The sequence below is a fragment of the Aeromicrobium sp. IC_218 genome, from assembly GCF_004336805.1.
Taxonomy (GTDB): domain Bacteria; phylum Actinomycetota; class Actinomycetes; order Propionibacteriales; family Nocardioidaceae; genus Aeromicrobium.
Genome location: NZ_SJXM01000002.1, coordinates 178,733 through 203,882, shown reverse-complemented (window position 1 = coordinate 203,882; position 25,150 = coordinate 178,733). Strand labels below are relative to the sequence as shown.

The window sequence follows — 25,150 nt, the reverse complement described above, 5'->3', positions numbered from 1 at the left end:
ACTCACCGCTGACGACCCGGGGTGGACGCCAGGTCACCGCCGGCGGCGGGGTCAGCGGCCGTAGTACCGAGCCAGGACGTCGGCCTTGAGGTCGGCGTACGTCCCGTCCTCGATGGCGGCGCGGATCTCGTCGACCAGCCGCACCGTGAACCGCTCGTTGTGGATCGAGGCGAGCGTGGCCGACAGGTACTCCTTGGCCTTGTACAGGTGGTGCAGGTACGCCTTCGTGTAGTGCGTGCACGTGTAGCAGTCGCACGACGCGTCGATCGGCGTGAAGTCGCGCTTGAACCGCGCCTGCAGCAGGTTGAACCGGCCGTCGCGGGTGTAGACCCGCGAGCGGCGGGCCTCGCGGGTGGGGGAGACGCAGTCGAAGGTGTCAATGCCGGACTCGACCGCGGCGAAGAAGTCGTCCGGCTCGCCGATGCCGAGCAGGTGGCGCGGCTTGTCCTCCTCGAGCTCGGAGACGGCCCAGGAGGTGATCTCGCCCAGGCGCTCCTTCTCGATCGCGCCGCCGATGCCGTACCCGTCGAAGCCGAGGGTGCGCAGGTCGCGGGCCGCCTGACGGCGCAGGTCCTCGTGCTGCGCGCCCTGCACGACGCCGAACAGCGCCTGGTACGGCTTGTCCGCGCGCGCCTCGGTCAGTCGCGCGTGCTCGCGGACGCAGCGCTCGGCCCAGCGCTGGGTACGGGCCAGCGACTCGACCTGGTACCCGCGGGAGTTCATGAGCGTCGTCAGCTCGTCGAAGGCGAAGATGACGTCAGCGCCGAGCTGGTGCTGGATGGCCATCGACACCTCGGGCGTGAAGCGGTGCTTGCTGCCGTCCAGGTGCGAGCGGAAGGTGACGCCGTCCTCGTCGACGTGGGCCAGGCGCTCCTTGCCCGGCGCGATGACGTCGTCGGCGGTCGCCGTCGTCGAGTCCATCGACAGCGTCTTCTGGAAGCCGGCACCCAGGCTGAGCACCTGGAAGCCGCCGGAGTCGGTGAACGTCGGGCCGCGCCAGCCCATGAACGCGCCCAGGCCGCCGGCCTCGTCGACGACGTCGGCGCCGGGCTGCAGGTACAGGTGGTAGGCGTTGGCCAGCAGCGCCTGCGCGCCGAGCTCGGCCATCGACTCAGGCAGCACCGCCTTGACCGTCGCCTTCGTCCCGACCGGGATGAACGCGGGGGTCCGCACGTCGCCGTGCGGGGTGGAGAGGACGCCGGTGCGTCCGAGGGTCCCGGGGAGCTGCTTGCCGACGGTGAACACCGCGCCATCCTCCCAGGGGGTCAGTCGAGCACCGGCAGCCAGGAGGTGGCCAGCACGAGCGCGCCGGCGGCGGCCGCGACCAGCAGCAGGTTCCACAGCGGTGCCGGCACCCGGGTGAGCCGGGCCAGCACGTCGGCGTCGGAGGTGCGGGTGCGGCTGCGCCGCCGGTGCGGCCACAGCTCGACGGTGGTGCGCAGGCCGCCGAGCAGCAGGAACCATGCGGCGCCGGCAGCCACGCCCTCCTGCACGGGCAGCGAAGCCCAGCGCACGAGGGCGTAGACGCCGGCGCCGCACAGGGCCACGACGAGCAGCCCGAACAGGTTGCGCACCCACAGCAGCACGAGCGCGAGCACCGCGACCGCGACGCCCAGCGACCAGCGGGTGCCGCCGACCGCGGCGAGCGCGGCCAGCAGCAGCCCGAGCAGGGGAGCGGCCAGGAACCCGGCGGCGGCGGTCAGCACCATGCCGGGGCCGCGCGGACGTCCGACCGAGACCGTCAGGCCGGACGTGTCGCGGTGCAGCCGGATGCCCTGGAGCCGCCGCCCGGTCGCGAGCGCCGCCAGCGCGTGACCGGCCTCGTGCACGAGCGTCACGACGTGGCGCGAGAACGCCCACGCCGGCGGGACGAGCACGAGGGCGGCGGCCACGGCGGCCGGCACCCAGGCCGAGGTCAGACCAGGCCCTTGTCGTCGACCAGGTCGACGCGGGTGGCGTCACGCGGGTCGGCCCCCATGGCCGCGGCCATGCGGTGGAACATCGCGCCCTCGGAGTGACGGCTCTGGCGGTCCAGGCTCAGGCCCAGCGCGGTGTGCGCCCACTGGCTCGTCGGCTCCAGCTCGACCAGGCGGCGGAACGCGTCCTCGGCCGGCACGAGCAGGGCGGCGGCGAAGCGCGCCCGGCCCATGAGCTCCCAGGCGGCGGCGTTGCTCGGCTCGGACTCAACCACCTTGGTGAGCACCCGGATCGCCTCGCGCGGCCAGCGCGAGTCGAGCAGCTCCTCACCGAGGCGGAAGGCGTCGAAGACCTCCATGGCCTCGATCTGCGCGTCCGTGTAGCTCGGCTTCTGGTAGATGGTCATGTGCCAGTCCTTTCTCGTGCCCGCCACAACAGCGACCGAGTGGGATCCATTCCCAACAGCGTCGCACGTCCGCCGGCGGGACGTGACGCACACGCCGGGCGACGCTGCCAGGTTCTGTCAGCCCTCGGACCTAGGCTCGCAGCATGCGATTCGTGGCGACCGCCGACTGGCAGATCGGCATGACCGCGCACTTCCTCGAGGCGGAGGCGCGGCCCCGGTTCGCGCAGGCACGCCTCGACGCCGTCCGGGCCACGGGGCGGGTCGCCGCCGAGCGCGGTGCTGCGTTCGTCCTGGTCTGCGGCGACGTCTTCGAGTCCAACCAGCTCGACCGCCAGGTGGTCGGCCGCGCCTTCGACGCGCTGCGCGACGTCCCGGTCCCGGTCTGGCTGCTGCCGGGCAACCACGACCCGCTCGACGCGGCGTCGGTCTACCGCTCGCCGGAGTTCCTGGCCGGCTGCCCCGAGCACGTCCACGTCCTCGACCGTCCCGGCCTCCACGAGGTGGCGCCGGGCGTCGAGGTGGTCGCCGCACCGTGGTTCTCCAAGCGTCCGCTGAGCGACCTGGTCGCCGACGCGCTCGAGGGCCTCGAGCCGCCCGCGCCCGGCACCGCCCGGGTCGTCGCCGGCCACGGGTCGGTCGTCGGCTTCGACCGCACCAACCCGTCCACGATCAGCGAGCCCGGCCTCACCGCGGCGCTCGACGCCGGGCTGGCCCACGTCGCCGTCCTGGGCGACCGGCACTCGACCACCCGCGTCACCGACCGCGTCTGGTACCCCGGGGCGCCCGAGGTCACCAGCCGGCTCGAGGACGACCCGGGCAACGTCCTGGTCGTCGACGTCGCCGACGACGGTGCTGTGTCGGTCGAGCCGGTCCGGGTCGGCGCATGGCGGTTCGTGGCCCACGCGGCGCGGGTCGACTCCGCCGCCGACCTCGACGCGCTCGAGCGCTGGCTGCGCGAGCAGCCGGCCAAGGAGCGCACCGCGGTGTGGCTCTCGCTCACCGGCACGCTCAGCGTCGCCGAGAAGGCGCGGCTCGACGCCGTGCTCGACGACGCCGGCTCGCTGTACGCCCTGCTCGACCTGTGGGCCCGGCACACCGACCTCGCCGTCCGTCCCGCCGACGGCGACATGGACGAGCTCGGTCTCACGGGCTTCGCCCGCGAGGCGGTCGACGAGCTGGTCGCGCGCTCGGCCGACGACCCGGCCGCGCAGGACGCGCTGAGCCTGCTCTACCGCCTGGCCTCGGCAGGTGCCCGATGAGGCTGCTGCGCATCCGGCTGAAGGACTTCCGCGGGGTCGCGGAGTCCGAGGTGCGGCTCGACGCGCCCGGCGTCACCGTCGTCGTCGGCCCGAACGAGATCGGCAAGTCGTCCCTGGCCGAGGGCCTGCGGCTCGTGCGCCAGTACAAGAGCGCGTCCTCCCACCGCGACGTCAAGGCGGTGCAGCCGACCCACCGCGACGTGGGCCCCGAGGTCGAGATCGAGGTCGAGACCGGGCCCTACCACTTCGTCTACACCAAGCGGTGGCTGCGCAAGCACCGCACCGAGCTCACCGTGCTGGCCCCGCGGCGCCAGCAGCTCTCCGGCGACGAGGCCCACGACCGGGTCGAGGCGATGTTCGCCGAGACCCTCGACGCCACGCTCTGGGACGCGCTCCAGCAGGTGCAGGGCGACTCCCTCCAGCAGCCGGCGCTGGGCCGGGCGACCCCGCTGCAGGCCGCGCTCTCCGGGCGGGCCGGCGCCGACGACGGCTCGGTGCACGCCGCCCTCGTCGACCGCGCCGCCGCCGAGCGGGCGCTGTACCTGACGTCCACCGGCCGGTCGACCAAGGAGCTCGCCGACGCCGAGCAGCGGCTCGCCGAGGCCGAGCACGAGGTCGCCCAGGCGCGCGAGGCGCTGGCGCGGGTCGAGGCCGACGTCGAGGCCCACGCCCGCACCGTGGCCCGCCTGGCCGACCTCCAGCCCCGCGTCGCCGAGCGGGCCGAGGTGCTCGCCGAGGTCGAGCGTCGCCACCAGACCGTGGTCGGGCTGCGCCGCGAGCTCGAGCGGGCCGAGGCCGCCGTCCGCGAGGCCGGTCTGGTGGCCGCCGACGCGCTGCGCCGGGTCGACGACCGCCAGGCCCTGGTCGCCGAGGTGGCCGAGCGCGGCCGGTCCGTCACCGCGCTCGACGCCGAGCACGAGCAGGTGGCGGCCCGCCTGGTCGAGACCGAGACGCTGCTGGCCCCCGCCGTCGAGCGCCGCGACGCCGCCCGCCTGGCCCACGCCGACGCGGCCACGGCGCTCACGACCGCGCGCCGCCAGGTCGAGCTGGCCCGGGCCGGTGCCGAGCTCGCCTCGGTGCGCGATCGCGTGCAGCGAGCCCAGAAGGCCGCCGACGAGCTGCGCTCGGCGCACGAGGCGCAGGAGCGCAACGGCCTCGACGCCGCCGCGCTGCGCCGGGTCGAGCAGGCCCAGCTCGACGTAGACAGCGCCCTGGCCGCCGCCCGCGCCGGAGCGGCACGCATCGTGGTCGAGCCGCTGGGCGACACCGTCGTCCACCTCGACGGTCGTCCGGTGGTGCGAGTCGTCGAGCACGACGTCATCGCCGAGACCGAGGTCGACGTGCCCGACGTCGTCCGGGTCCGTGTGCTGCCCGACCGCAGCGCCGACGAGCAGGCCGAGCGCGTCGGTCGGGCGCGTGACGCGCTGGCCGCGCTGCTGTCGAGGCACGACGTGCCCGACCTGGTCGCCGCGCGTGAGAAGGCGGCCGAGCACGCCGACCTCGTCCGCACGGCCGACGCGGCCGCGGCGACCCGCGACCTGGTGCTGGCGGGGGACAGCCTCGACCGGCTCACCGCTCGCCTGACGGTCCTGGAGGAGCGGGCCGAGGCGGCTCCGGCCGAGCCGCTGGAGGCGCTCGAGGACGCGCTCGACGCCGCCGAGCGGGCTGTGCGCGACGCCGAGCGCGAGCGTGACGAAGCAAGCACCGAGCACGACCATCTGTCCGACCGGGTGGGCGTCCTGCGGGCCGACCACGCACGCACGGGCGCGCGCCGCGAGAGCGCTCACGCCGAGCTCGACCGGCTCGTGACGCGCCTGGAGGCCGACCGGGCCGATCAGCTCGACGAGGCGCTGCAGGCGGCGGCCGACGCGGCCGACCTCGCCGGCGACGAGGCGCGGGCCGAGGTCGCCCGGGTCCGCTCGTCCCTCGCCGAGCTCGGGGCCGAGCTGCTCGAGGTCGAGCTCGAGAACGCCCGCGGTGCCGTCGAGAACGCCGGCCGGGAGATCGGCAGCCTCGAGGCCGAGCGCGTCCGTCTGGAGTCGGTGCTGGACGATCGCGGCCGCGACGGCCTGCAGGACCGGCTCGACGCGGCCCTGGCCGCCCACCACGACGCCGAGCGGGCACACGAGGCCGTCCGGTCGCGCGCGGCTGCGGCCGACCTGCTGCACGAGGTGCTGCAGCGCCACCAGCACGAGACCCGTGCCCGGTACGTCGACCCGTTCCGCCGCGAGGTCGAGACCCTCGGCCGGCCGGTGTTCGGACCCGACTTCGCCGTCGAGATCGCCGACGACCTGAGCGTCGAGAGTCGCACGCTCGACGGCGTCACGGTGCCGTTCACCGGGCTGTCGGGCGGCGCCCGCGAGCAGCTGGGCCTGCTCACCCGGCTGGCCACCGCCCGGCTGGTCGACCCGGCCGACGGGGCGCCGGTCGTGCTCGACGACTCGCTCGGCTTCAGCGACCCGGTGCGCCGGCGCAGCATGGCCACGGTGCTGGCCCTGGCCGGACGCCAGGCCCAGGTCGTCGTCCTGACCTGCGACCCGGACCGGTTCGCCGACCTCGGACAGGCCCACTTCGTCACGCTCGACTGAGCAATCCGTCGCTCAAATGAGCGTTCCTGTACCGATTTCGTTGCGTTGTCGTTACATCAGCACTGAATCCATTGTCAGTGCCCCCCTGTGAGCGGCACCATGATCTGGCCCGGACGACCCGTGTCCGGTTCAGGGAGGTGTTATGCCGCGTCAACCCACTCGCCGCACGGTGCTGAGAGGTCTCGGTGCCGGAGCCGTGCTCGCCGGCAGTGCCGGCGTCCTGCCGCTGTTCGGCACGCCGAGCCGGCAGCAGGACCCCGAGTCGTGCACGACCGACGACCGGTCGGCCACCGACAAGCGCCTGGTGATCTCGAACTGGCCCGAGTACATCGACACCGCCGAGGACGGCGGCACGACGACCCTCGAGGACTTCGAGAAGGCCACGGGCATCGACGTCAGCTACACCGCGGACGTCAACGACAACGTCGAGTTCTTCGCCAAGGTCGTCAACCAGCTCGGCGCCTGCCAGGAGACGAAGCGTGACATGTTCATGCTGACCGACTGGATGGCCGCCCGGATGATCCAGATGGGCTGGATCCAGAAGCTGGACGCCGCCAAGGTCCCCAACCTGCACCAGAACCTCATCTCGTCACTGCGGGGCGTCGACTGGGACCCCGAGCGCGAGTACTCCGCGCCCTGGCAGAGCGGGCTGGCCGGCATCGCCTACAACGCCGCCGAGGTCGGCGAGGTGCGCACGATGGACGAGCTGCTGACCCGGTCCGACCTCAAGGGACGCATCAGCCTGCTCACCGAGATGCGCGACACCATGGGCCTGCTCCTGCTGAGCGACGGCAACGACCCGGCCGACTTCGACGACGACGACTGGGCCGTGGCCATGGAGAAGCTGCGCAAGGCCCGCTCCGCCGGCCAGATCCGCGCCTTCACCGGCAACGAGTACATCCAGGACCTCAGCGCCGGCAACATCCTGGCCTGCGTCGCTTGGTCCGGCGACGTGCTGGCCGCGGGCGACGAGAACCTCAAGTTCGTCACGCCCGAGGAGGGCTCGATGATCTGGTCGGACAACATGCTCGTCCCGAACCTGGCCGGTCACCAGGACAACGCCCAGAAGTGGATCGACCACTACTACGACCCGGCCGTCGCGGCGAAGCTCGCCGCCTGGGTCAACTACATCTGTCCGGTCGAGGGGGCCCAGGCCGAGATGGAGAAGATCGACCCCGAGCTGGCCGAGAGCGAGCTCATCTTCCCCACGGAAGAGACCCTCGCCCAGACCCACGTCTTCCGTGGCCTCAAGGAGTACGAGGCCCGCGCCTACGAAGGAGAGTTCGCTGATGTCACAGGTGGATGAGGTGCTGCACCAGCACCGTGAGCGGGCGCAGACCCGTGACCTGCGGCTCGAGGGCCTGACGAAGGAGTTCGCCTCCTTCACCGCGGTCAAGGCGCTGGACCTGGTGGTGCCGACCGGCACCTTCTTCGCCCTGCTCGGCCCGTCGGGCTGCGGCAAGACGACCACGTTGCGCATGGTGGCGGGCCTGGAGACGCCGACGAGCGGGCGCATCCTGCTCGGCGACGACGACGTCACGTACACCAAGCCGTACAAGCGTCCGGTCAACACGGTGTTCCAGAACTACGCCCTGTTCCCGCACCTGGACATCGCCGAGAACGTCGCGTTCGGCCTGAAGCGACGCGGGATCAAGGACGTCAAGGGCGCGGTGGCCGAGATGCTGGAGCTCACCGAGCTCAGCACGCAGGCGACCAAGACGCCCGGGCAGCTCTCCGGCGGCCAGCAGCAGCGCGTCGCGCTCGCCCGCGCGCTGATCAACCGCCCCGAGGTGCTGCTGCTCGACGAGCCGCTCGGCGCCCTCGACCTCAAGCTGCGCCGCTCGATGCAGGTCGAGCTCAAGCGCATCCAGTCCGAGGTGGGGCTCACCTTCGTGCACGTCACGCACGACCAGGAGGAGGCCATGACCATGGCCGACGTGGTCGCGGTGATGAACGGGGGCGTCATCGAGCAGATGGGCTCGCCGACCGAGCTGTACGACAACCCGCGCACCACGTTCGTGGCCAACTTCCTGGGCCAGTCGAACCTGGTCGCCGGCGAGATCATCGGCGTCGACGGCGACGTCGTGAAGGCCGACATGCACGGCACGACGGTGTCGGTGCCGCGCGAGCGGGCCCACGCGACGTCCGGCAAGGGCTGGATCGGCGTGCGCCCCGAGAAGGTGCTCATCGCCCGCACCGGCGAGCGCATCGACGCGCCCGGCAACCACATGACGGGCGCGGTCGTCACCGACGCCTCGTTCATCGGCGTGAGCACCCAGTACCGGGTGCGCATGGCGTGGGGCCAGGAGATCACCGCCTTCGAGCAGAACACCGGCCTGCGCGAGGTGCTCGCGCCGGGCACCCCGGTCGACGTGTCGTGGCGTCCGGAGTTCGCGTTCCTGCTGGACGCCAGCCAGGACGTCACGGCCGGCCTCGGGGAGGTCTGATGCGCGGACGCCTCACCGGCTACTGGCTGTTCGCGCCGGCGGCGCTGTGGCTGGCGCTGTTCTTCGCCGTCCCGCTGTACTCGCTGGTGGCGACCAGCCTGTTCGACCCGGACGGCTCGGTGCTCACCGGCTACGACGTCGCGTGGGCGTTCGGCAACTTCCCCGACGCGATCAGCGAGTACTGGCGCCCGCTGGTGCGGTCGTTGGTCTACGCCGGCATCGCCACGGCGATCTGCCTGGTGCTCGGCTACGTGCTGGCCTACGCCATCGCGTTCAAGGCCGGACGCTGGAAGAACCTCATGCTCGTCCTGGTCGTGGCGCCGTTCTTCACCAGCTTCCTGGTGCGGACGCTGTCGTGGAAGCTGATCCTGGCCGACGACGGCTGGATCGTGAACACGCTGCAGTTCGTCCACGTGCTGGGCGACGACGGACGCCTGCTGGCCACGCCGGTGGCGGTGGTCGCCGGCCTGACGTACAACTTCCTGCCGTTCATGGTGCTGCCGCTGTACGCGGCGCTGGAGAAGCTCGACCCGCGCCTCATCGAGGCGGCCAGCGACCTGTACGCGTCCCCGGCCCGGGCGTTCTGGAAGGTGACCTGGCCGCTGTCGCGTCCGGGCGTCGTCGGCGGCGTGCTGCTGACCTTCATCCCGGCGGCCGGCGACTTCATCAACGCCGAGCTGCTGGGCAGTCCGAACGAGCGGATGGTCGGCAACGTCATCCAGAACCTGTTCACCACCACCGGCGACTACGCCGCGGCCGGAGCCCTCTCGGTGACGCTCATGCTCATCATCGTGGCCATGGTCGTCGCGTACGCCCGCACCTCGAGCACGGAGGACCTCGTATGAGCGAGCGGAGCGAGCGAACCATGCAGACCCTCACGGGCGGACGTCCGTACCGTGCTCTTCCCACGGAGGTGCGCCCGTGACCCCGCTGCAGCGTGTCGGTCGGTGGATCGGCGACCACCTGGTGCTCGCCCTCGGCGTGCTGGTGATCGTGTACCTCGTGGTGCCGATCGCAATCGTGGCGCTCATGAGCTTCAACGACTCCAGCGGCTCGCGGAACGTGTACAAGTTCCAGGAGTTCACGGTGTCCAACTGGGCGAACCCGTGCAAGCCGGAGGGACTGTGCGACGCGGTCTCGACCAGCATCCAGATCGGTCTGCTGGCGACCATCGTGGCGACGACCCTCGGCACGCTGGCCGCGTTCGCGCTGGCCCGGCACCGGTTCCGGGGCCGGTCGGGCGCCAATATGCTGATCTTCTTGCCGATGGCGTCCCCGGAGATCGTCATGGGCTCGTCGCTGCTGGCGCTGTTCGTGGCGGCCGGCTTCGGCGGCCAGCTGGGCTTCTGGACGATCTTCATCGCCCACGTCATGTTCTGCCTGTCGTTCGTGATCATCACGGTCAAGGCGCGCCTGTCGGGCCTGGACGACAACCTGGAGCAGGCGGCCATGGACCTCTACGCCACCGAGGCGCAGACGTTCTGGCGGGTCACGTTCCCGCTCGTGTTCCCCGGCATCCTGGCCGCGGCGCTGCTGAGCTTCTCGCTGTCGTTCGACGACTTCATCATCAGCAACCTGAACGCCGGGCAGACGGTGACGTTCCCGATGTTCGTGTGGGGCGCGGCCCAGCGCGGCGTCCCGATGCAGGTGAACGTCATCGGCACCGCGATGTTCGTCATCGCGCTGGCGCTCGTGCTCGCCGGTGGCTGGAACCAGCGCCGCCGGGCCACCGCCAAGGCGGCCTAGCCGGGCGCACGCGGCCCGGCGAGAGGGCCCCCGGACGACGCGTCCGGGGGCCCTCTCGCGTCCCCAGGTCCCTCACCCGGGATGCCCGGTCCGGCTCCCGCTGAGTGTGACGTTTCGGGGGTGGAACGGGGCTTCTGAGCCCCGAAACGTCACACTCAGCGGGACGGTGACCGACCACGGGAGGTGAGGCTCAGCGGGACGGTGACCGACCGCGGGAGGTGAGGCTCAGCGGGACGGTGACCCACCTCGCACGGTGACACTCAGCGGGAGGGTGGCCCACCTCGGGCGGTGACAGGCGGCGGGACGGGGGACTGCGGCCGGGGACGTGGGAAGGCCCCCGCACCCGGGAGGGGTGCGGGGGCCTTCGCCGGGGGGACTGGCGTCAGGCCTTGGCCAGCGTCCCCAGGTACAGCTCGATGACCTTGGGGTCGTTGAGCAGCGCGCGACCGGACGCCGTGTGGGCGTCCTTGCCCTGGTCCAGGACGTAGCCGCGGTCACAGATCTGCAGGCAGCGGCGGGCGTTCTGCTCGACCATGACGACCGAGACGCCGGCGGCGTTGATCTTCTTGGTCTGCAGGAACACCTCGTCCTGGAGCGCGGGGGACAGGCCGGCCGACGGCTCGTCGAGCAGCAGCACCGACGGGTCCATCATGAGCGCGCGGCCCATGGCGACCATCTGGCGCTCACCGCCCGACAGCGAGCCGGCGCGCTGGTCCTTGCGCTCCAGCAGCCGCGGGAAGATGTCGGTGACGTACCCGAAGCGCTCCTTGAACTTCTTGGGAGCCAGGTACATCCCCATCTCGAGGTTCTCGCCCACGGTCAGTGACGGGAAGACGTTGTTCGTCTGCGGGACGAACCCGATGCCCGCGGACACGAGCTGGTCGGCGCGCTTGCCGACGATGCTCTCGCCCTTGAGCGTCACGTCGCCCTCGCGCACCTGCACGAGGCCGAACAGCGACTTGAGGAACGTCGACTTGCCCGCGCCGTTCGGCCCGATGATGCCGATCAGCTCGCCCTCGTGGCAGTGCAGGCTCGCACCGTTGAGGATGTTGACGCCGGGCAGGTAGCCGGCGACCAGGTCGTCGGCCCGCAGGACCGCGCCCTCGGGGTTGGTGTAGTCGACCATCAGCGGTTCTCCTCCGTCTCGGCCGCGATCTCCTGCTCGGCCTCCGCCTCGATCTGCGACTCCATGTCGAAGGTCAGCTCGGCGTCGTGGTGGGCGCCCAGGTAGGCGTCGATGACAGCAGGATCGCTCATGACGGCGTCCGGCGTGCCCTGGGAGACGATCTTGCCCTGGGCCATGACGACGACCCAGTCGCTGATGTCGCGGACCATGTCCATGTCGTGCTCGACGAACAGGACCGTGCGGCCCTCGTCGCGCAGCGACTTCACGTGGCCCAGCAGCGACTGCTTCAGCGCCGGGTTCACGCCGGCCATCGGCTCGTCGAGCATGATCAGCTCGGGGTCGACCATGAGGGCGCGCGCCATCTCCAGCAGCTTGCGCTGGCCGCCCGAGAGCGAGCCGGCGAAGTCGTCCTTCTTGGCGTCGAGCTTGAACCGGCGGAGCAGGTCCATCGCGCGCTCGGTGTTGGCGTCCTCCTGGCCCTGCCACAGGAAGCGCAGGACGCTCGGCAGGAACCGCTCGCCCTTCTGCCCCGTGGCGCCCAGGCGCATGTTCTCGATCACCGTCAGGCGCGAGAGCACCTTGGTGAGCTGGAACGTGCGGACCATGCCGCGGCGGGCCACCTTGTAGGGCGGGACGCCGGACAGGCTCTGGCCGTTGAACGTCCAGCTGCCCTCGTCGGGCTTGTCGAAGCCCGTCAGCAGGTTGAAGAACGTCGTCTTGCCGGCGCCGTTGGGTCCGATGAGCGCGGTGATCTTGCCCCGCGGGATCTCGAAGTGGTCCACGTCGACGGCCTTGAGGCCGCCGAACGTCCGGGTCACGCCGTCGGCGACCAGGATGACGTCGCCGCCCCCGTGGGCCGTCTCGTGCTTCTCGTTCATGGTGTCAGCGCCCATCGATCGCCAGCTCCCGCCTGTCTCCGAGGATGCCTTGCGGCCGGTAGATCATGATCAGCATCAGCACCAGGCCCAGCACGATCAGGCGCATGAGGCTGGCCTGGTTGCTGTCCATGATCGCCGAGGGGATCAAGGGGTCGGTGCCGCTCGTGGCCTTGCCGAAGAACAGGTCCAGCCCGTTGAGGAAGAACCAGAAGATCAGCGCACCCAGGACGGGGCCGAGCACCCGGGCCGCGCCGCCGATGAGCAGCACGGTGTAGGCGAAGAACGTCGTGTCGGTCGCGAAGTCCGACGGCGCGACGTTGCTGGTGGCCAGGCCGCTCATGATGCCGGCCATCGCGCCGATGACGCCGCCCAGGACGAGCGCCTGCATCTTGTACGAGTAGACGTTCTTGCCGAGGCTGCGCACGGCGTCCTCGTCCTCGCGGATGCCCTTGAGGACGCGGCCCCACGGGCTGCGCATCAGCAGGTAGATGAACACGCACAGCAGGGCGACCAGCACCCAGCCGATCAGCATGATGAAGAAGTCGTAGGACCGGAACTGGATGATGCCCAGGTCCACGCCTCCCTCGGGGATGGGGTTGATGTCGCGCAGCGCCTCGGTGAAGCCGAAGCGTCCGTCCTGGCCGCCGAACTGGTCGTTCAGGCTGGCGGCACCGAGGATCTGGCGCAGCGCCTCGGCGGCGGCGATCGTCGCGATCGCCAGGTAGTCCGCTCGCAGTCGCAGCGTCGGGACGCCCAGGATCAGGGCGAGGACGACCGCGGCCAGGAGGCCGACCAGGATGCTCAGCCAGAGGTTCTGGCCCCAGGTCTGGACGAGGGCGCCGACGGCGTAGCCGCCGACCATCATGAAGGCGGCCTGACCGAAGTTCAGCAGACCGGTGTAGCCGAAGTGGATGTTCAGGCCGATCGCGGCCAGGCAGTAGACGACCGCCTGCGGGCCGACGGCCTGCTCGATCGCGTTGGTGAGGACTTCGAACCAGCTCATCAGTGTTCTCCTTTCCTCAGCCGACGCGCTCAGCCCGGCCCAGCAGGCCCTGGGGCCGCACGAGCAGGATCAGGATGAGGACGACGAGCGCGGTCACGTACTTGAGCTCGGGCGGCAGGACGATCGAGGACAGCTCGACCAGGAGCCCGACGATCAGGGCGCCGGCCATGGTGCCCCAGATCGTGCCCAGGCCGCCGAGGGTCACCGCGGCGAACGTGAGCAGCAGGATCTTGTTGCCCACCTGGTAGTCGAAGCCGTTCTGCAGGCCCCACATGATGCCGCCCATGCCGGCCAGCGCGGCGCCGGCGATCCAGACGGTCGTGATCACGCGGTTGACGTCGATGCCGGACGAGGCGGCGAGCGCCGGGTTGTCCGAGACGGCGCGGGTCGCCTTGCCCAGGCGGGTGCGGGTCACGGCCAGCGAGACCAGGATCAGCACGACCACGCAGATGACCGCGATGTAGAACGACTTGGGCGAGATGCCCACGCCGCCGATGTTCCACAGGTCGCCGGCGGGGACCCCGCGGTACTGGTGGTTGTCGGCGCCGAAGAAGTACTGGTAGACGTTCCGCAGGAAGATGCCCAGGCCGATGCTGACGATCATCATCGCGATCAGGCCGGTGCCGCGGCTGCGCAGCGGCTTCCAGAGCAGGCGGTCGTTGGCCAGGCCGAAGACGCCGGCCAGGATCACCGCGAGCAGCGCCGCGGCGTAGAAGTTCCAGCCGAAGGCGTCCTGCAGCAGGTAGGCGGCCAGCGCACCGAACGTGATCAGCTCGCCGTGGGCGAAGTTGGTCAGGCCGGTGGTGCCGAACACCAGGGAGATGCCGAGCGCGGCGAGCGCCAGCAGCAGGCCCAGGAAGACGCCGTTGATGCTGTTCTGAGCGATCTCCTGCAGCAGGCCGGGGCCCTTGTCGGCCTCGGGGCCGATGCCGTAGTTGACGGTGATGTCGGCGTTCGTCTTCACCATGACGGTGAAGGAGGTCTTCTTGCCGTCGGTGAGGCTCGTGCCCTCGGGGAGGGAGTCGGTGTCGAGCTTGACGGTGAGGTCCTGACCGAGGAGGTCGTCCGGCGAGCCGGGGACGGGGATCGCGAAGGTGCCGTCGGGTCCGCTGACGCCGGTGGCGACCTCGGATCCGTCGATCTCGACGCTGATCTTCACGTCGGGGACGGGCTCGGGGGGATCGGTACGGGTGTCGCTGAGAGTGCCCTTGATGTTGATCGCGTCGGACGCCGCCCCTGCGGGCGAGGCGAGTCCGACGACGACCAGGGCTCCCAGGACAACCGCGAGGACAGCTGCGGGTCGCAGTCGCACGCGTGGCTCCTAGTTCGTTCAGGCAGCAGGTCGTGCCGCTGAATGGTCCCTGGGAGCATAGACGTGCCCCAGGTCGCCGCACCCCTTGTTACGTCACCTGACGTGTAACAAGTTGGTTGCAGTTCGACTAAGCAGCGTCGGGCCCGCGGGGGAGGGGGTGCGGCGTGGCCGGGCCGCCCGGTCGCAACGGTGCGGCGGGTATGCTGTGCCAGCCTCCGCGGAGGCGTTCCGTCCCCCGCGGTTCTTCCCAGGAGGTCCACCCCGTGCCGATGCGTCCCGGCGTCACCCTGCGTGAGGCGACCCTCGCCGACGCCGCCGAGCTCGTCGCGCTGTGGTCCGAGTGCGCGTCCGCGAACCGCTCCGAGGGCATCGAGGCGGCGGCCTACTCCAACCTGTGGCGCGAGCCGTCGCTGGAGGAGGCCGAGGAGGCGCTGGGCATGACGCTGGCGCGCGACGGCCGGCACATGATCGTCGCGATCGTCGACGACGAGCTCGTGGGCGTCCTCATGTTCCAGATCGGCACGATCACCCCGCTGAACCTGACCCGGACGCTCACGGTGCACGAGCTGCTCGTCTCGCCGCGCTACCGCCGCCGCTCGGTGGCGATGACGCTGCTGTCGGCCGCCGAGCACGCCGGCGAGGAGCACGCCTGCGAGGTCGTCATCGCCGTGACGCCCGCCCACGCGCGCGAGCCCAACCGCTACCTGACCAAGCTCGGCTTCGCCCAGGTGGCGACCGTCCGGGCCATCCAGACCAGCGTCCTGCAGTCGCGCCTGAGCACCCGCACGGGCGCCTCGCGCGACACCGGACGCCTCATCGCGATGCGCCGCACGCTGCGCCGCCGCGAGCGCGAGGCGCACCGCTTCGCCGAGTGAGGCCTGTCGGCCGCGGCCGGTAGGGTCGGGGCCGTGACTCGCCTGCTGCTCATCGACGGACACTCGGTCGCCTACCGCGCCTTCTTCGCCCTCCCGGTCGAGAACTTCTCGACCAGCACCGGCCAGCACACGAACGCCGTCTTCGGCTTCACCTCGATGCTGATCAACGTGCTGCGCGACGAGCAGCCCACGCACGTCGCGGTCGCGTTCGACGTGTCGCGCCAGACCTTCCGGGCCACCGAGTACGCCGAGTACAAGGCGAACCGCTCCAAGAGCCCCGACGAGTTCAAGGGCCAGGTCACCTTGATCAAGGAGGTGCTCGAGGCGCTCGGCATCCCCATGTTCGAGAAGGACGGCTTCGAGGCCGACGACATCATCGGCACGCTCGCCACGCAGGCCCAGGCCGCGGGCATGGAGGTGCTCATCTGCACCGGCGACCGCGACGCGCTGCAGCTGGTCACGCCGACGACCACCGTCCTGTACCCGCGCAAGGGCGTCTCCGACCTCGCGCGCATGACGCCCGACGCCGTGCTCGACAAGTACGGCGTCACCCCCGAGCACTACCCCGAGATCGCCGCGCTCGTGGGCGAGACGAGCGACAACCTGCCCGGCGTCCCCGGGGTCGGGCCCAAGACCGCGGCCAAGTGGATCAACCAGTACGGCACGCTCGAGGCGCTCGTCGCCGACGTCGACAAGGTGCCGGGCAAGGCCGGCCAGTCGCTGCGCGACCACCTCGACGACGTGCTGCGCAACCGGCGCATCAACGCGCTCGTGCGCGACCTCGACCTGCCGCTCGGTCCCGCCGACCTCGCGTTCAGCACGGCGTGGGACCGCGAGGCGATCCACCGCGTGTTCGACGCCCTCGAGTTCGCGGTGCTGCGCGAGCGGCTGTTCAGCTACCTCGGCGGCGCCGACGAGGAGGTCGAGGCCGGCTCGGCGCTCGACCTCGACCTGACCCTCGTCCCGCACGACGGGCTGCGCGCCTGGCTCGACGCCCACGCCGGCACCGACCCGGTCGGGGTCGAGGTCGCGGGCGTCACGCGTCCGGTGGGCGCCCGCACCGAGAGCATCGCCGTGGCCACCGCCGACGGCACCGCCGCGTGGTTCGACGTCGAGGGGCTCAGCGCCGACGACGACGCCGCGCTGGCCGCGTGGCTGGCCGATCCCGAGCGCCCCAAGGTGCTGCACGACGCGAAGGGGCAGGTGCACGCCCTCGCGGCCCAGGGCTGGACGCTGCGCGGCCTGGTCGCCGACACCGCGCTGGCCACGTACCTCGTGCGTCCCGACCAGCGCGCGTACGACCTCGCCGACCTCGCCGTCCGCTACCTGCACCGCGAGCTGACGATCACCGACTCGTCCGGCCAGCTGGCCTTCGACGACGACACCGCCGGCGCCGACGGGGCGGTCCAGCGGGCCCGGGCCACGCTCGACCTGTGGGGCGCGCTGCAGCCCGAGCTGGAGGCCGAGGGGTCCCTGACGCTGCTGCGCGACGTCGAGCTGCCGCTGCTCGACGTGCTCGCGGTCATGGAGCGCGACGGCATCGCGGTCGACTCCGACCACCTGGCCGCGCTGCACGCCGAGTTCTCCGACCGCATGCAGGTGGCGGCCCAGGAGGCGTACGACGTCATCGGCCGCGAGGTGAACCTCGGCTCGCCCAAGCAGCTGCAGGTCGTGCTCTTCGAGGAGCTCGGCATGCCCAAGACCAAGAAGACCAAGACGGGCTACACCACCGACGCCGACGCGCTGCAGTCGCTGTTCGTCAAGACCGAGCACCCGTTCCTGGCCCACCTGCTCGACCACCGCGACGTCACCCGGCTGCGCCAGACCGTCGAGGGCCTGCAGAAGACCGTCGCCGACGACGGCCGCATCCACACGACCTACTACCAGACGATCGCCGCCACCGGCCGGCTCAGCTCGGCCGACCCGAACCTGCAGAACATCCCGATCCGCACCGAGTCCGGGCGTCGCATCCGTGAGGCGTTCTGCGTCGGCGACGGCTACGAGACGCTGCTGACCGCCGACTACAGCCAGATCGAGATGCGCATCATGGCGCACCTGTCCGAGGACGCCGGGCTCATCTCGGCGTTCAACTCCGGCCAGGACTTCCACACGGTCATGGCCGCCAAGGTGTTCGAGCGCGACCCCGAGGCGATCGACGGCGGGCTGCGCGCCCGCATCAAGGCGATGAACTACGGCCTGGCCTACGGGCTGTCGTCGTACGGCCTGAGCCAGCAGCTGGGCATCACCACCGGTGAGGCGCAGGCGCTCATGGACGACTACTTCGAGACCTTCGGCGGCGTCCGCGACTACCTGCGCAGCCTGGTCGACGAGGCGCGCACGACCGGCTTCACCGCGACGATCCTGGGCCGGCGCCGCTACCTGCCCGACCTGCTGAGCGACAACCGCCAGCGCCGCGAGATGGCCGAGCGCATGGCGCTCAACGCCCCCATCCAGGGCTCAGCCGCCGACATCATCAAGGTCGCGATGCTCGGGGTGGCGTCCGCGCTGCGCGAGGCCGACCTCCGCTCGCGCATGCTGCTGCAGGTGCACGACGAGCTCGTGCTCGAGGTCGCGTCCGGCGAGCTGGAGCAGGTCGAGGCGCTCGTCCGCGAGCAGATGGCGGCGGCCGCCGACCTGTCGGTGCCGCTCGACGTCTCGGTCGGCATCGGCCGCACCTGGCACGAGGCCGGCCACTAGCCCGAGCACCCGCACCGCTCCGCCGGAGCGGTGAGTCCTGGTCACTCTCCCGGGGTGGGCGGTGAGTCCTGGTCACTTCCTGGCCAGGAAGTGACCCCAGGTCACCGCTCCCGCAGGGGAGTGACCGCCACTCACCGCTCAGGGGGTGCTGGTCAGCCGAGGGCGGCGACGCCGGCGAGGGTCGCGTCGTCGAGCGCACGGTCGGCCAGGGCCACACGCACCAGCCCGTCCGGGCGCGGCCCGCGCAGCACCTCGCGCAGGCCGGTCCGCCGGGCCACGGCGATCGACGCCGGGTTGGTGGTCAGTGCCCGGGCCACGACCGGACGTTCGCGGTCGTGCGCGTGCGCGGCCCGCACCGCCTCGGTCGCCAGCTCGGTGGCCAGGCCGTGGCCCCAGACCGCGGGGCTCAGCCGGTAGCCCAGGTTCCAGTGGAACGGGTCGCGCGGCGAGACGCCGCCCAGGCCCACGACCGTCCCGGCCGGCACGTCGCCGACCGTCTGCGCGAGCCGCACGGTCCAGGAGTCCAGCCCGTGAACCCGCCATCCCGCCGCGGCGTGGTCGATCATCTGCGCCGTCTGGTCCGGGTGGGTGTGCCGGCCGGACGGCAGGTGGGTCCAGGTGGACGGGTCGGCGAAGACCGCGTGGACGGCGTCGACGTCGCCTGCCGCCACGGGCGCCAGGGCCAGCTGCGCGGTCGTCGTCATCGAGCGGTGCTGCGGTCGTGCGCCCGCGAGGCGCTCCACAGGGCGACGGCGAGCACCGCGGCAGTGGCGGCGACGAGCGTGATCAGTCCGGTGACGTGCACGTCGAGGGCGTAGGCCCCGACGACGAGCACGACGACGGCGGCCCACACCATCACCGTGACCCCGTGGGCGTGGCGGGCCAACGCGTCGAACAGCAGCAGGTGCACGACGGCGAGCACGGAGCCGGCGAGGGCGAAGAGCCAGAGCCGGTCCTGGATCTCGGCGTACTGGTCACCGCCGACCAGGATGAGCGCGAGCCCGGGCAGCAGGGCGGTCGCGGCCGTGGCGAGGGTGCCCAGCGCGGCCACCATGCCGACGGCCCGGAGGCGGGCCTTGGCCCCGCCGCCCTCGGCCAGGTCGGCGAAGACGACGACGCTGACGAACTGGGGGAAGAACACCGCGGCCTTGGCCAGGATGAGCCCGGACGCGTACAGGCCCGCCTCGTGCTCGTCGAACCGGTTGCGGGCGATGAGCGCGTCGAGGTTGCTCAGCGCGAAGTACGCGGCGAGCGCCTGGGTGCCGAGGATCGCCTCGCGCAGCAGGAGGCGACGCGACACCCAACCGCCGCGGGCGTGGGCGCGCAGCAGCGGCAGCCCGACGACGGCCGGCACCACCTGGCCGAGCAGGATGCCGCAGATGGCGCCGAGCGGGGTGGGGGAGACGAGCAGCCCCAGCCCGCCGCCGAGGATGCGGCCGAAGCCGTTGGCCAGGTAGATCGCGGTGAGCGTCCGCCACGCGCGGGTGCCCTGGGCGATGCCCATCTCGGCGCCCATGAACGCCAGCGGCACCATGATCAGGCCGCACACCACGACGAGCCGGTAGTCGTCGAGCCGCAGCACGGGCGTGAGCACGACGGACGACGCGGCGACCAGGGCCGCGACGCTCACGCCGACGAGCAGCGTCACGCGGGCGACGGCGGCGACCACCTGGTCGCGCCGCTCGGGGGCCACGGCCAGCTGGCGCGCGGCGGTGGCCTGCAGGCCCAGCGACGCGACGCTGCCCACCAGGACGATGCCGAGGAGCGCGGTGAGGGCGCCGAACTCCCGGGGCAGCAGGGCGCGGGCGGCCAGGACGGTGAGCCCGTACAGCAGCACGTTCATCACGACCATGCCCATGGCGACGAGGGCGCCGCCGGACACGGTGGTCTGGCGCTCGGCCGGTCTCGTCACCCCTGCACAATAGCCACGCCGGTCACCGTCCGTGGCAGGCCCTGGGAGGACAGATGCGCAACGCGCGACGGCTGCTGGCCGATCGCTGGCCCGACGTGGCCGCGGTCGTGCTGTCCCTGCTCGTGCTGGCCCCGCTGCTGCGCCGTGGGTACGTGCTGTCGTACGACATGGTCTGGGTGCCGGACCTCGAGCTGGGCCGGCGCGACGTCTGGGGGCTGGGGTCGGCGCTTCCGCGCGCGGTCCCCTCCGACGCGCTCGTGGCCCTGGTCGGCTCGGTGCTGCCGCAGTGGGTCGTGCAGCGGCTCGTGCTGCTGGGCGCGCTCGTCGCCGCCGGAGCCGGCGCGTCCCGGCTCTGCGCCGGACTCCCGGTGGCCGGACGCCTGGTGGCGGCGACCCTCGCGATCTGGAACCCGTTCGTCGCCGAGCGCCTCGCCCTCGGCTCCTGGCCCGTGCTGGTGGCCTACGCCGGCACGTTCTGGCTGATCGCCGGCCTGATCGGCGGGCGGCGCGTGCCGGTGGTCCTGGGCCTGGCCGCGACCGCGCTCTCGCCCGCAACCGGCGTGATGGGCCTGCTGGTCGTGCTGGCGTGCGCCCGTGGGGTGGCCGGACGCGTCCGGTGGCTCGCGCTCGGCCTGGCCCTCAACGCGCCGTGGCTGGTGACCGGCCTGCTCCGGGGCTCGGACGCCGTGGTCGACCCGCTCTCGGTGCGGCTGTTCGACGCCCAGCCCGAGCTCGGGCTCGGGCGGCTCGGGGCCGTCCTGTCGCTCGGCGGCATCTGGAACACCGAGGTCGTGCCGGTCTCGCGGACGCTGTTCTCGTCCGCCGTGCTCGTCGTGGCGCTCTGGCTGCTCGTGCTCCTGGGCCTGTGGGCCTGGCGGCGATCCGGCGGGCGTGGCCTGGTGGCACTGGTCGCGCTGGGCGTCGTGGGGGTGCTCGTCGCCCTGGCGGGCTCGGTCGCACCGGACGCCCTGGGCTGGGTCGTCGCCCACGTGCCCGGGGCCGGACTGCTGCGCGACGGCACGCGCTGGCTGCTGCTGCTCGCCCCGGTGCTCGTGGTCGGGGGCGCGCACGGCGCGTCGTGGCTCGTCGACCGCTGCCGCACCGCGGGCCCCCGCCGCCTGGTCGCGGCCGGGCTCGTGCTCGTCCCGGTCGCGGCGCTGCCCGACCTGGCCTGGGGCGTCGGCGGTCAGCTGAAGGTCGCTCACTACCCGCAGGACTGGGCCGAGGCGCGCGAGCGCGTCACCCAGTCCGGCACCGAGGGCGACGTGCTCGTCCTGCCCTTCTCCGCCTACCGGCAGCCGTCCTGGAACCACGACCGCCCGGTGCTCGACCCGCTCGGGCGCTTCCTGGACCGCGACACGGTCGTCTCGGACGACCTGTACGTGTCCGGGCGGCGCATCGCCGGCGAGGACCCGCGCGCGGCCGAGGTCCGCGAGGTGCTGGACGGCGACTGGACGGGCGACGACCTGGCCGATCTCGGCATCGGCGTCGTGGTGGTGGACGGCTCGGCGCCCGGCTCCGCCGACCTGCCGTTCGAGCAGCTGGCCTCGCTGCGCCGGCTCGGCGGGGGAGAGGTGAAGGTCTACGCCGTGGACGGCGCGTCGAGGCCGTCCGTGCCGGCGAGCTGGCGGGTGCTGGTGCCGCTCGCCTGGGTCACCGCCCTCGCGGCCCTGGTGCTGGCGCTCGCGGGTCCGGCGCTCAGACGGGCAGGCGGCGGAACACGCCCCGTGGCAGGTGGCGCAGCCCGCTCATGACGCCGCGCATGGCACCGGGCACCCACACCTGCTCGGAGCCGCCGGTGACCGCCTTGACGATGGCCTCGGCGACGCCCTCGGGGGTCGTGGCCAGCGGAGCTGCGTCCAGGCCCTCGGTCATCTTGGAGCGCACGAACCCGGGCCGGACGACCACGACGCGACCGCCGAGCGGACGCAGCGCCTCGCCCAGACCGGTGTAGAACGCGTCCATGCCGGCCTTGGTGGAGCCGTAGACGAAGTTGGAGCGGCGCGGACGCTCGCCGGCGACGCTGGACAGGGCGACGACGACGCCGTGGCCCTGACGCCGCACGAGGTCGCCGAGCGCGACGCCGACCGTCACGGCGCCGACGTAGTTGACCTCGGCGAGCGCCCGAGCCGCCGCGACGTCGGTCCAGGCCTGCTCCTGGTCGCCGAGCAGCCCGAACGCGACGACGGCGAGGTCGACGTCGCCGTCCTGCGCGGCCGCCTCGACCACCGCGGCGTGCGTGTCCGGCTCGCGGGCGTCGAAGTCGAGCGCTCGCACCGTGCAGCCGGCCGCCTCGAGCCGGGTGACGGCGGCGTCGCGGTCGGCCGACGGCCGGGCCGCCAGCGCCACACGCAGGCCCGGGCCGGCGGCGGCGTAGGCCTCGGCCGTGGCGAGCGCGATGTCGGACGTGCCGCCGAGCAGCAGCAGGGACTGGGGTCGGCCCAGGGCGTCGATCATGGTTCTCCTGTCAGAGGTCGAGTCGTCGGGCCAGGTCCGACCGGAACCGGCGGTCCGGGTCGACCCGGTCGCGCACGGCCGCGAATGCGTCCAGCCGCGGGTACATGCGGGCGATGGTGGCGGCGTCGGCGCGCGAGTCCTTGGCGAGGTACAGCCGGCCGCCGGCGTCCAGGACGACCGCGTCCAGGTCGCGCAGGAGCGCGTCGAGACCCCGCCGCACGGGCAGGTCGACGGCCAGCGTCCAGCCCTCGGTCGGGAACGAGAGCAGGCCGCGGTTGCCGGCCCCGAACCGCTTGAGGACGTTGAGCGACGACACGTGGTCGGACTCGGCGATCATCCCGACGGCGGTGCGGAAGGCCGCCTCCTCGCCGAACGGGACGACGAACTGGTACTGGCAGAACCCGGCCGAGCCGTAGACCCGGTTCCAGTCGGCCACCACGTCGAGCGGGTGGAAGAACTGGGTGAGGTTCTGCAGCTCGCCGTGCCGGTGGCGCGGCGCCTTGGCGTACCAGAGCGCGTTGAACGCGCGAGCGGTGAAGCGGTTCACGACGCCGTTGGGGAACGAGAACGGGACGGTCGCGAGGGTGCGGTCCGACATCGACAGCGCGCCGGGGCGGTCGGCCTCGGGCAGCGCGTCGCGCGGCGCCTGGTCGCCCCGGGTGACGACCGCGCGGCCCATGGACGCGCCGGTGGTGGCGGTGTCGAACCAGGCCACGGAGTACTCGTAGCGGCTGTCACCCTCCGAGAGGGAGGTGAGCAGGCCGTCGAGGTTCGGGACGCGGTCGGTGTCGACCAGGAAGAACGACGACTCGACCCGCTTGAGGGCGACGGTCGCGCGCAACACGACGCCGGTCAGGCCCATGCCGCCGACGGTGGCCCAGAACAGCTCGGCGTCGGGGCCGTCGGGCGCCACCGTGACGACGTCGCCGGAGGCGAGCAGCACGTCCATGCTGACCACGTGGTCGCCGAAGCTGCCGCGGACGTGGTGGTTCTTGCCGTGCACGTCCGCGGCGATCGCGCCGCCGACCGTGACCTGGCGGGTGCCGGGGATGACCGGCAGCCACAGGCCGAACGGCAGCACGGCGCGCATGAGCGCGTCGAGGCTGGCTCCGGACTCGACGGTGACCGTCGCCGCCGCGACGTCGAGGTCGAGGATGCGCGTCCAGCCGGTGAGGTCGAGCACGTCGCCGCCGGCGTTCTGCGCGGCGTCGCCGTAGCTGCGGCCCAGGCCGCGCACGAGCACGCCTCGCGCGCCGGAGGTCGTGACCGACGACCGCAGCTCGTCCAGGCCGGCCGGACGGTGGACGTCGGCCGGGGTCGGGCTGGTGCGGCCCCAGCCGTGCAGCGTCTCGCGGCTCATCCGTAGACCCCCAGGGCGAAGACGACGACCCAGACGACGCCGACCACCTGCAGCACCCGGTCGCGCGCGACGGCGTCCTCGGGCTCGCCGGCCAGGCCGCGGTCGACGTCGACGGCGTAGCGCAGGATGCCCACGACGAACGGCGCGATCGAGATGGCCTGCCAGTTGACGTGGCCGGTGGGCACCAGCTCGAAGGCCCAGAGGCTGTACGCGGTGACGGCGACGGCCGCGGCCAGGCTCCAGACGAACCGCAGGTAGGAGTCGGAGTAGTCGTTGAGCGAGCGCCGGGTGCCGCCGGCCGCGCCGACGGTCATGAGCTCGGAGTAGCGCTTGCCGGCGACCATGAACAGCGAGCCGAACGCGGCGACGAGCAGGAACCACTGCGACAGCGGGACGTCCGCGGCGACGCCGCCGGCGATGGCACGCAGCAGGAAGCCCGACGACACGATGGCGATGTCGAGCACCGCGACGTGCTTGAGCCACAGCGCGTACGCCAGCTGCAGCACCAGGTAGACGCCCACGGTGGCCAGCAGGTCGGGGTCGACCAGGGCCGACAGCGCGACCGAACCCAGGGCCAGCACCACGGCGGTGGCCAGCGCGACGTTCGGCCGGACGCGCCCAGCGGCGACCGGGCGGTGCCGCTTCACCGGGTGGAGCCGGTCGGCCTCGCGGTCCAGCGTGTCGTTGACCAGGTAGATGGACGCCGACGCCATGACGAAGGCGACGAAGGCCGCGACCACGGAGACGATGACGTCGGACTCCAGCAGGACGCCGGCCGACAGGGGGGCCACGAGCACCAGCGCGTTCTTGGACCACTGGCGCGGACGGGCGGTGACGAGGAGGCCGCTGAGCTCTCCGGACCTGACCTCGGTACGCATGATGGGGGCCACACTACGGGCTGGTCCGGGGGCTCGTGACACGTCGGGGAACTTTCGTTTCGAGGACACGTCTTGTGACGTGCGCTACTGTTACTCTTGCGTAGTTCTTGAGGAGGGACAAAGACGTGAATGGAATCCTGATCACCATCGGCTGCCTGCTCGGTGGCGGTGCACTCGCCACCGCGACGGCTGTGGGCATCGTGCAGTCCCAGCAGTCGGCGGGCGAAGAGCCCATCAGCTCGACCAGCACCGTGAACTACGGCTCGAACTAGCTGAGCTTCGCGCCACG

General features: G+C 72.2%; 22 protein-coding genes. 10 read left to right on the top strand and 12 right to left on the bottom strand.

What is annotated here, in order from left to right; all coding sequences use genetic code 11:
• Positions 1-51: 51 nt before the first annotated feature.
• From tgt to E0W78_RS03015, 3 genes are read right to left on the bottom strand one after another with little or no spacing between them, the layout of a single operon-like run.
• Positions 52-1,245 carry a tRNA guanosine(34) transglycosylase Tgt gene (gene tgt, locus E0W78_RS03025; RefSeq protein ID WP_207392602.1) on the bottom strand — a complete coding sequence of 398 codons (1,194 nt, stop codon included), beginning with the start codon at positions 1,243-1,245 and terminating at the stop codon, positions 52-54.
• 20 nt (positions 1,246-1,265) lie between these two features.
• Complete coding sequence (locus E0W78_RS03020) at positions 1,266-1,892, bottom strand: M50 family metallopeptidase (RefSeq protein WP_242686206.1); 627 nt, start codon at positions 1,890-1,892, stop codon at positions 1,266-1,268.
• A gap of 23 nt (positions 1,893-1,915) precedes the next feature.
• Positions 1,916-2,323 carry a tetratricopeptide repeat protein gene (locus E0W78_RS03015; protein WP_131402360.1) on the bottom strand — a complete coding sequence of 136 codons (408 nt, stop codon included), beginning with the start codon at positions 2,321-2,323 and terminating at the stop codon, positions 1,916-1,918.
• A 143-nt stretch (positions 2,324-2,466) separates the two neighbouring features.
• On the opposite strand from E0W78_RS03015, the gene E0W78_RS03010 reads away from it, so the two are divergent.
• The 6 genes from E0W78_RS03010 (at position 2,467) to E0W78_RS02985 (ending at position 10,363) form a co-directional block, all read left to right on the top strand.
• Positions 2,467-3,582 carry an exonuclease SbcCD subunit D gene (locus E0W78_RS03010; protein WP_131402359.1) on the top strand — a complete coding sequence of 372 codons (1,116 nt, stop codon included), beginning with the start codon at positions 2,467-2,469 and terminating at the stop codon, positions 3,580-3,582.
• A complete protein-coding gene (locus E0W78_RS03005; RefSeq protein ID WP_131402358.1) occupies positions 3,579-6,170 on the top strand; it encodes an AAA family ATPase in 2,592 nt (863 codons plus the stop codon). Before E0W78_RS03010 ends, E0W78_RS03005 begins: the two co-directional genes overlap by 4 nt.
• Positions 6,171-6,366: 196 nt before the next feature.
• A complete protein-coding gene (locus E0W78_RS03000; protein WP_242686205.1) occupies positions 6,367-7,476 on the top strand; it encodes a spermidine/putrescine ABC transporter substrate-binding protein in 1,110 nt (369 codons plus the stop codon).
• On the top strand, positions 7,460-8,617 hold the full coding sequence (locus E0W78_RS02995; RefSeq protein WP_131402356.1) for an ABC transporter ATP-binding protein: 1,158 nt from the start codon (positions 7,460-7,462) through the stop codon (positions 8,615-8,617). Before E0W78_RS03000 ends, E0W78_RS02995 begins: the two co-directional genes overlap by 17 nt.
• Positions 8,617-9,462, top strand: a complete 846-nt coding sequence (locus E0W78_RS02990) for an ABC transporter permease (RefSeq protein ID WP_131402355.1) — start codon at positions 8,617-8,619, stop codon at positions 9,460-9,462. The genes E0W78_RS02995 and E0W78_RS02990 overlap by 1 nt, the downstream gene beginning before the upstream one ends.
• A 76-nt stretch (positions 9,463-9,538) precedes the next feature.
• Entirely contained in the window at positions 9,539-10,363 is an 825-nt protein-coding gene (locus E0W78_RS02985) for an ABC transporter permease (protein WP_242686204.1), read from the top strand.
• Between the two features lie 382 nt (positions 10,364-10,745).
• On the opposite strand, the gene E0W78_RS02980 is transcribed toward E0W78_RS02985, so the two are convergent.
• From E0W78_RS02980 to E0W78_RS02965, 4 genes are read right to left on the bottom strand one after another with little or no spacing between them, the layout of a single operon-like run.
• Entirely contained in the window at positions 10,746-11,489 is a 744-nt protein-coding gene (locus E0W78_RS02980; protein ID WP_131402354.1) for an ABC transporter ATP-binding protein, read from the bottom strand.
• Positions 11,489-12,367, bottom strand: a complete 879-nt coding sequence (locus E0W78_RS02975) for an ABC transporter ATP-binding protein (RefSeq protein ID WP_242686203.1) — start codon at positions 12,365-12,367, stop codon at positions 11,489-11,491. Before E0W78_RS02975 ends, E0W78_RS02980 begins: the two co-directional genes overlap by 1 nt.
• Before the next feature lie 4 nt (positions 12,368-12,371).
• Entirely contained in the window at positions 12,372-13,370 is a 999-nt protein-coding gene (locus E0W78_RS02970; RefSeq protein WP_131402352.1) for a branched-chain amino acid ABC transporter permease, read from the bottom strand.
• A gap of 16 nt (positions 13,371-13,386) precedes the next feature.
• Complete coding sequence (locus E0W78_RS02965) at positions 13,387-14,682, bottom strand: branched-chain amino acid ABC transporter permease (RefSeq protein WP_131402351.1); 1,296 nt, start codon at positions 14,680-14,682, stop codon at positions 13,387-13,389.
• A 269-nt stretch (positions 14,683-14,951) separates the two neighbouring features.
• On the opposite strand from E0W78_RS02965, the gene E0W78_RS02960 reads away from it, so the two are divergent.
• Complete coding sequence (locus E0W78_RS02960; RefSeq protein ID WP_242686216.1) at positions 14,952-15,557, top strand: GNAT family N-acetyltransferase; 606 nt, start codon at positions 14,952-14,954, stop codon at positions 15,555-15,557.
• A 33-nt stretch (positions 15,558-15,590) separates the two neighbouring features.
• The gene (gene polA, locus E0W78_RS02955) at positions 15,591-18,254 is read left to right on the top strand and encodes a DNA polymerase I (RefSeq protein ID WP_131402349.1); all 2,664 of its coding nucleotides are present in this window, start codon (positions 15,591-15,593) and stop codon (positions 18,252-18,254) included.
• Positions 18,255-18,406: 152 nt separating this feature from the next.
• On the opposite strand, the gene E0W78_RS02950 is transcribed toward polA, so the two are convergent.
• The gene (locus tag E0W78_RS02950; protein WP_131402348.1) at positions 18,407-18,958 is read right to left on the bottom strand and encodes a GNAT family N-acetyltransferase; all 552 of its coding nucleotides are present in this window, start codon (positions 18,956-18,958) and stop codon (positions 18,407-18,409) included.
• Positions 18,955-20,166 (bottom strand): hypothetical protein, encoded by a 1,212-nt coding sequence (locus E0W78_RS02945; protein WP_165570386.1) that lies wholly within the window; start codon positions 20,164-20,166, stop codon positions 18,955-18,957. The genes E0W78_RS02950 and E0W78_RS02945 overlap by 4 nt, the downstream gene beginning before the upstream one ends.
• 53 nt (positions 20,167-20,219) lie before the next feature.
• Here E0W78_RS02945 and E0W78_RS02940 point away from each other — a divergent pair, with 53 nt between their 5' ends.
• On the top strand, positions 20,220-21,920 hold the full coding sequence (locus E0W78_RS02940; RefSeq protein WP_165570385.1) for a hypothetical protein: 1,701 nt from the start codon (positions 20,220-20,222) through the stop codon (positions 21,918-21,920).
• Here E0W78_RS02940 and E0W78_RS02935 read toward each other — a convergent pair.
• Genes E0W78_RS02935 through E0W78_RS02925 form a run of 3 tightly spaced genes read right to left on the bottom strand, consistent with a single transcriptional unit; the run spans position 21,865 to position 24,861 of the window.
• Complete coding sequence (locus tag E0W78_RS02935) at positions 21,865-22,623, bottom strand: decaprenylphospho-beta-D-erythro-pentofuranosid-2-ulose 2-reductase (RefSeq protein WP_131402345.1); 759 nt, start codon at positions 22,621-22,623, stop codon at positions 21,865-21,867. The genes E0W78_RS02940 and E0W78_RS02935 overlap by 56 nt on opposite strands.
• Before the next feature lie 10 nt (positions 22,624-22,633).
• Positions 22,634-23,983, bottom strand: coding sequence for an FAD-binding oxidoreductase (locus E0W78_RS02930; RefSeq protein WP_131402344.1), 1,350 nt, complete (start codon positions 23,981-23,983; stop codon positions 22,634-22,636).
• Positions 23,980-24,861 (bottom strand): decaprenyl-phosphate phosphoribosyltransferase, encoded by an 882-nt coding sequence (locus E0W78_RS02925; protein WP_131402343.1) that lies wholly within the window; start codon positions 24,859-24,861, stop codon positions 23,980-23,982. The genes E0W78_RS02930 and E0W78_RS02925 overlap by 4 nt, the downstream gene beginning before the upstream one ends.
• A 125-nt stretch (positions 24,862-24,986) precedes the next feature.
• Here E0W78_RS02925 and E0W78_RS16430 point away from each other — a divergent pair, with 125 nt between their 5' ends.
• A complete protein-coding gene (locus tag E0W78_RS16430) occupies positions 24,987-25,133 on the top strand; it encodes a hypothetical protein (protein WP_165570384.1) in 147 nt (48 codons plus the stop codon).
• Positions 25,134-25,150: the final 17 nt, after the last annotated feature.

What these genes read in the sequence shown, in the direction of transcription:
- E0W78_RS02975 (WP_242686203.1), bottom strand. Translation starts at nt 12,367, where the DNA reads ATGAACGAGAAGCACGAGACGGCCCACGGGGGCGGCGACGTCATCCTG.
- E0W78_RS02925 (WP_131402343.1), bottom strand. Translation starts at nt 24,861, where the DNA reads ATGCGTACCGAGGTCAGGTCCGGAGAGCTCAGCGGCCTCCTCGTCACC.
- E0W78_RS03005 (WP_131402358.1), top strand. Translation starts at nt 3,579, where the DNA reads ATGAGGCTGCTGCGCATCCGGCTGAAGGACTTCCGCGGGGTCGCGGAG.
- E0W78_RS02960 (WP_242686216.1), top strand. Translation starts at nt 14,952, where the DNA reads ATGCGTCCCGGCGTCACCCTGCGTGAGGCGACCCTCGCCGACGCCGCC.
- E0W78_RS03015 (WP_131402360.1), bottom strand. Translation starts at nt 2,323, where the DNA reads ATGACCATCTACCAGAAGCCGAGCTACACGGACGCGCAGATCGAGGCC.
- E0W78_RS02980 (WP_131402354.1), bottom strand. Translation starts at nt 11,489, where the DNA reads ATGGTCGACTACACCAACCCCGAGGGCGCGGTCCTGCGGGCCGACGAC.
- E0W78_RS02970 (WP_131402352.1), bottom strand. Translation starts at nt 13,370, where the DNA reads ATGAGCTGGTTCGAAGTCCTCACCAACGCGATCGAGCAGGCCGTCGGC.
- E0W78_RS02950 (WP_131402348.1), bottom strand. Translation starts at nt 18,958, where the DNA reads ATGACGACGACCGCGCAGCTGGCCCTGGCGCCCGTGGCGGCAGGCGAC.
- E0W78_RS03010 (WP_131402359.1), top strand. Translation starts at nt 2,467, where the DNA reads ATGCGATTCGTGGCGACCGCCGACTGGCAGATCGGCATGACCGCGCAC.
- E0W78_RS02995 (WP_131402356.1), top strand. Translation starts at nt 7,460, where the DNA reads ATGTCACAGGTGGATGAGGTGCTGCACCAGCACCGTGAGCGGGCGCAG.
- E0W78_RS02990 (WP_131402355.1), top strand. Translation starts at nt 8,617, where the DNA reads ATGCGCGGACGCCTCACCGGCTACTGGCTGTTCGCGCCGGCGGCGCTG.
- E0W78_RS02930 (WP_131402344.1), bottom strand. Translation starts at nt 23,983, where the DNA reads ATGAGCCGCGAGACGCTGCACGGCTGGGGCCGCACCAGCCCGACCCCG.
- E0W78_RS02940 (WP_165570385.1), top strand. Translation starts at nt 20,220, where the DNA reads ATGCGCAACGCGCGACGGCTGCTGGCCGATCGCTGGCCCGACGTGGCC.
- E0W78_RS02935 (WP_131402345.1), bottom strand. Translation starts at nt 22,623, where the DNA reads ATGATCGACGCCCTGGGCCGACCCCAGTCCCTGCTGCTGCTCGGCGGC.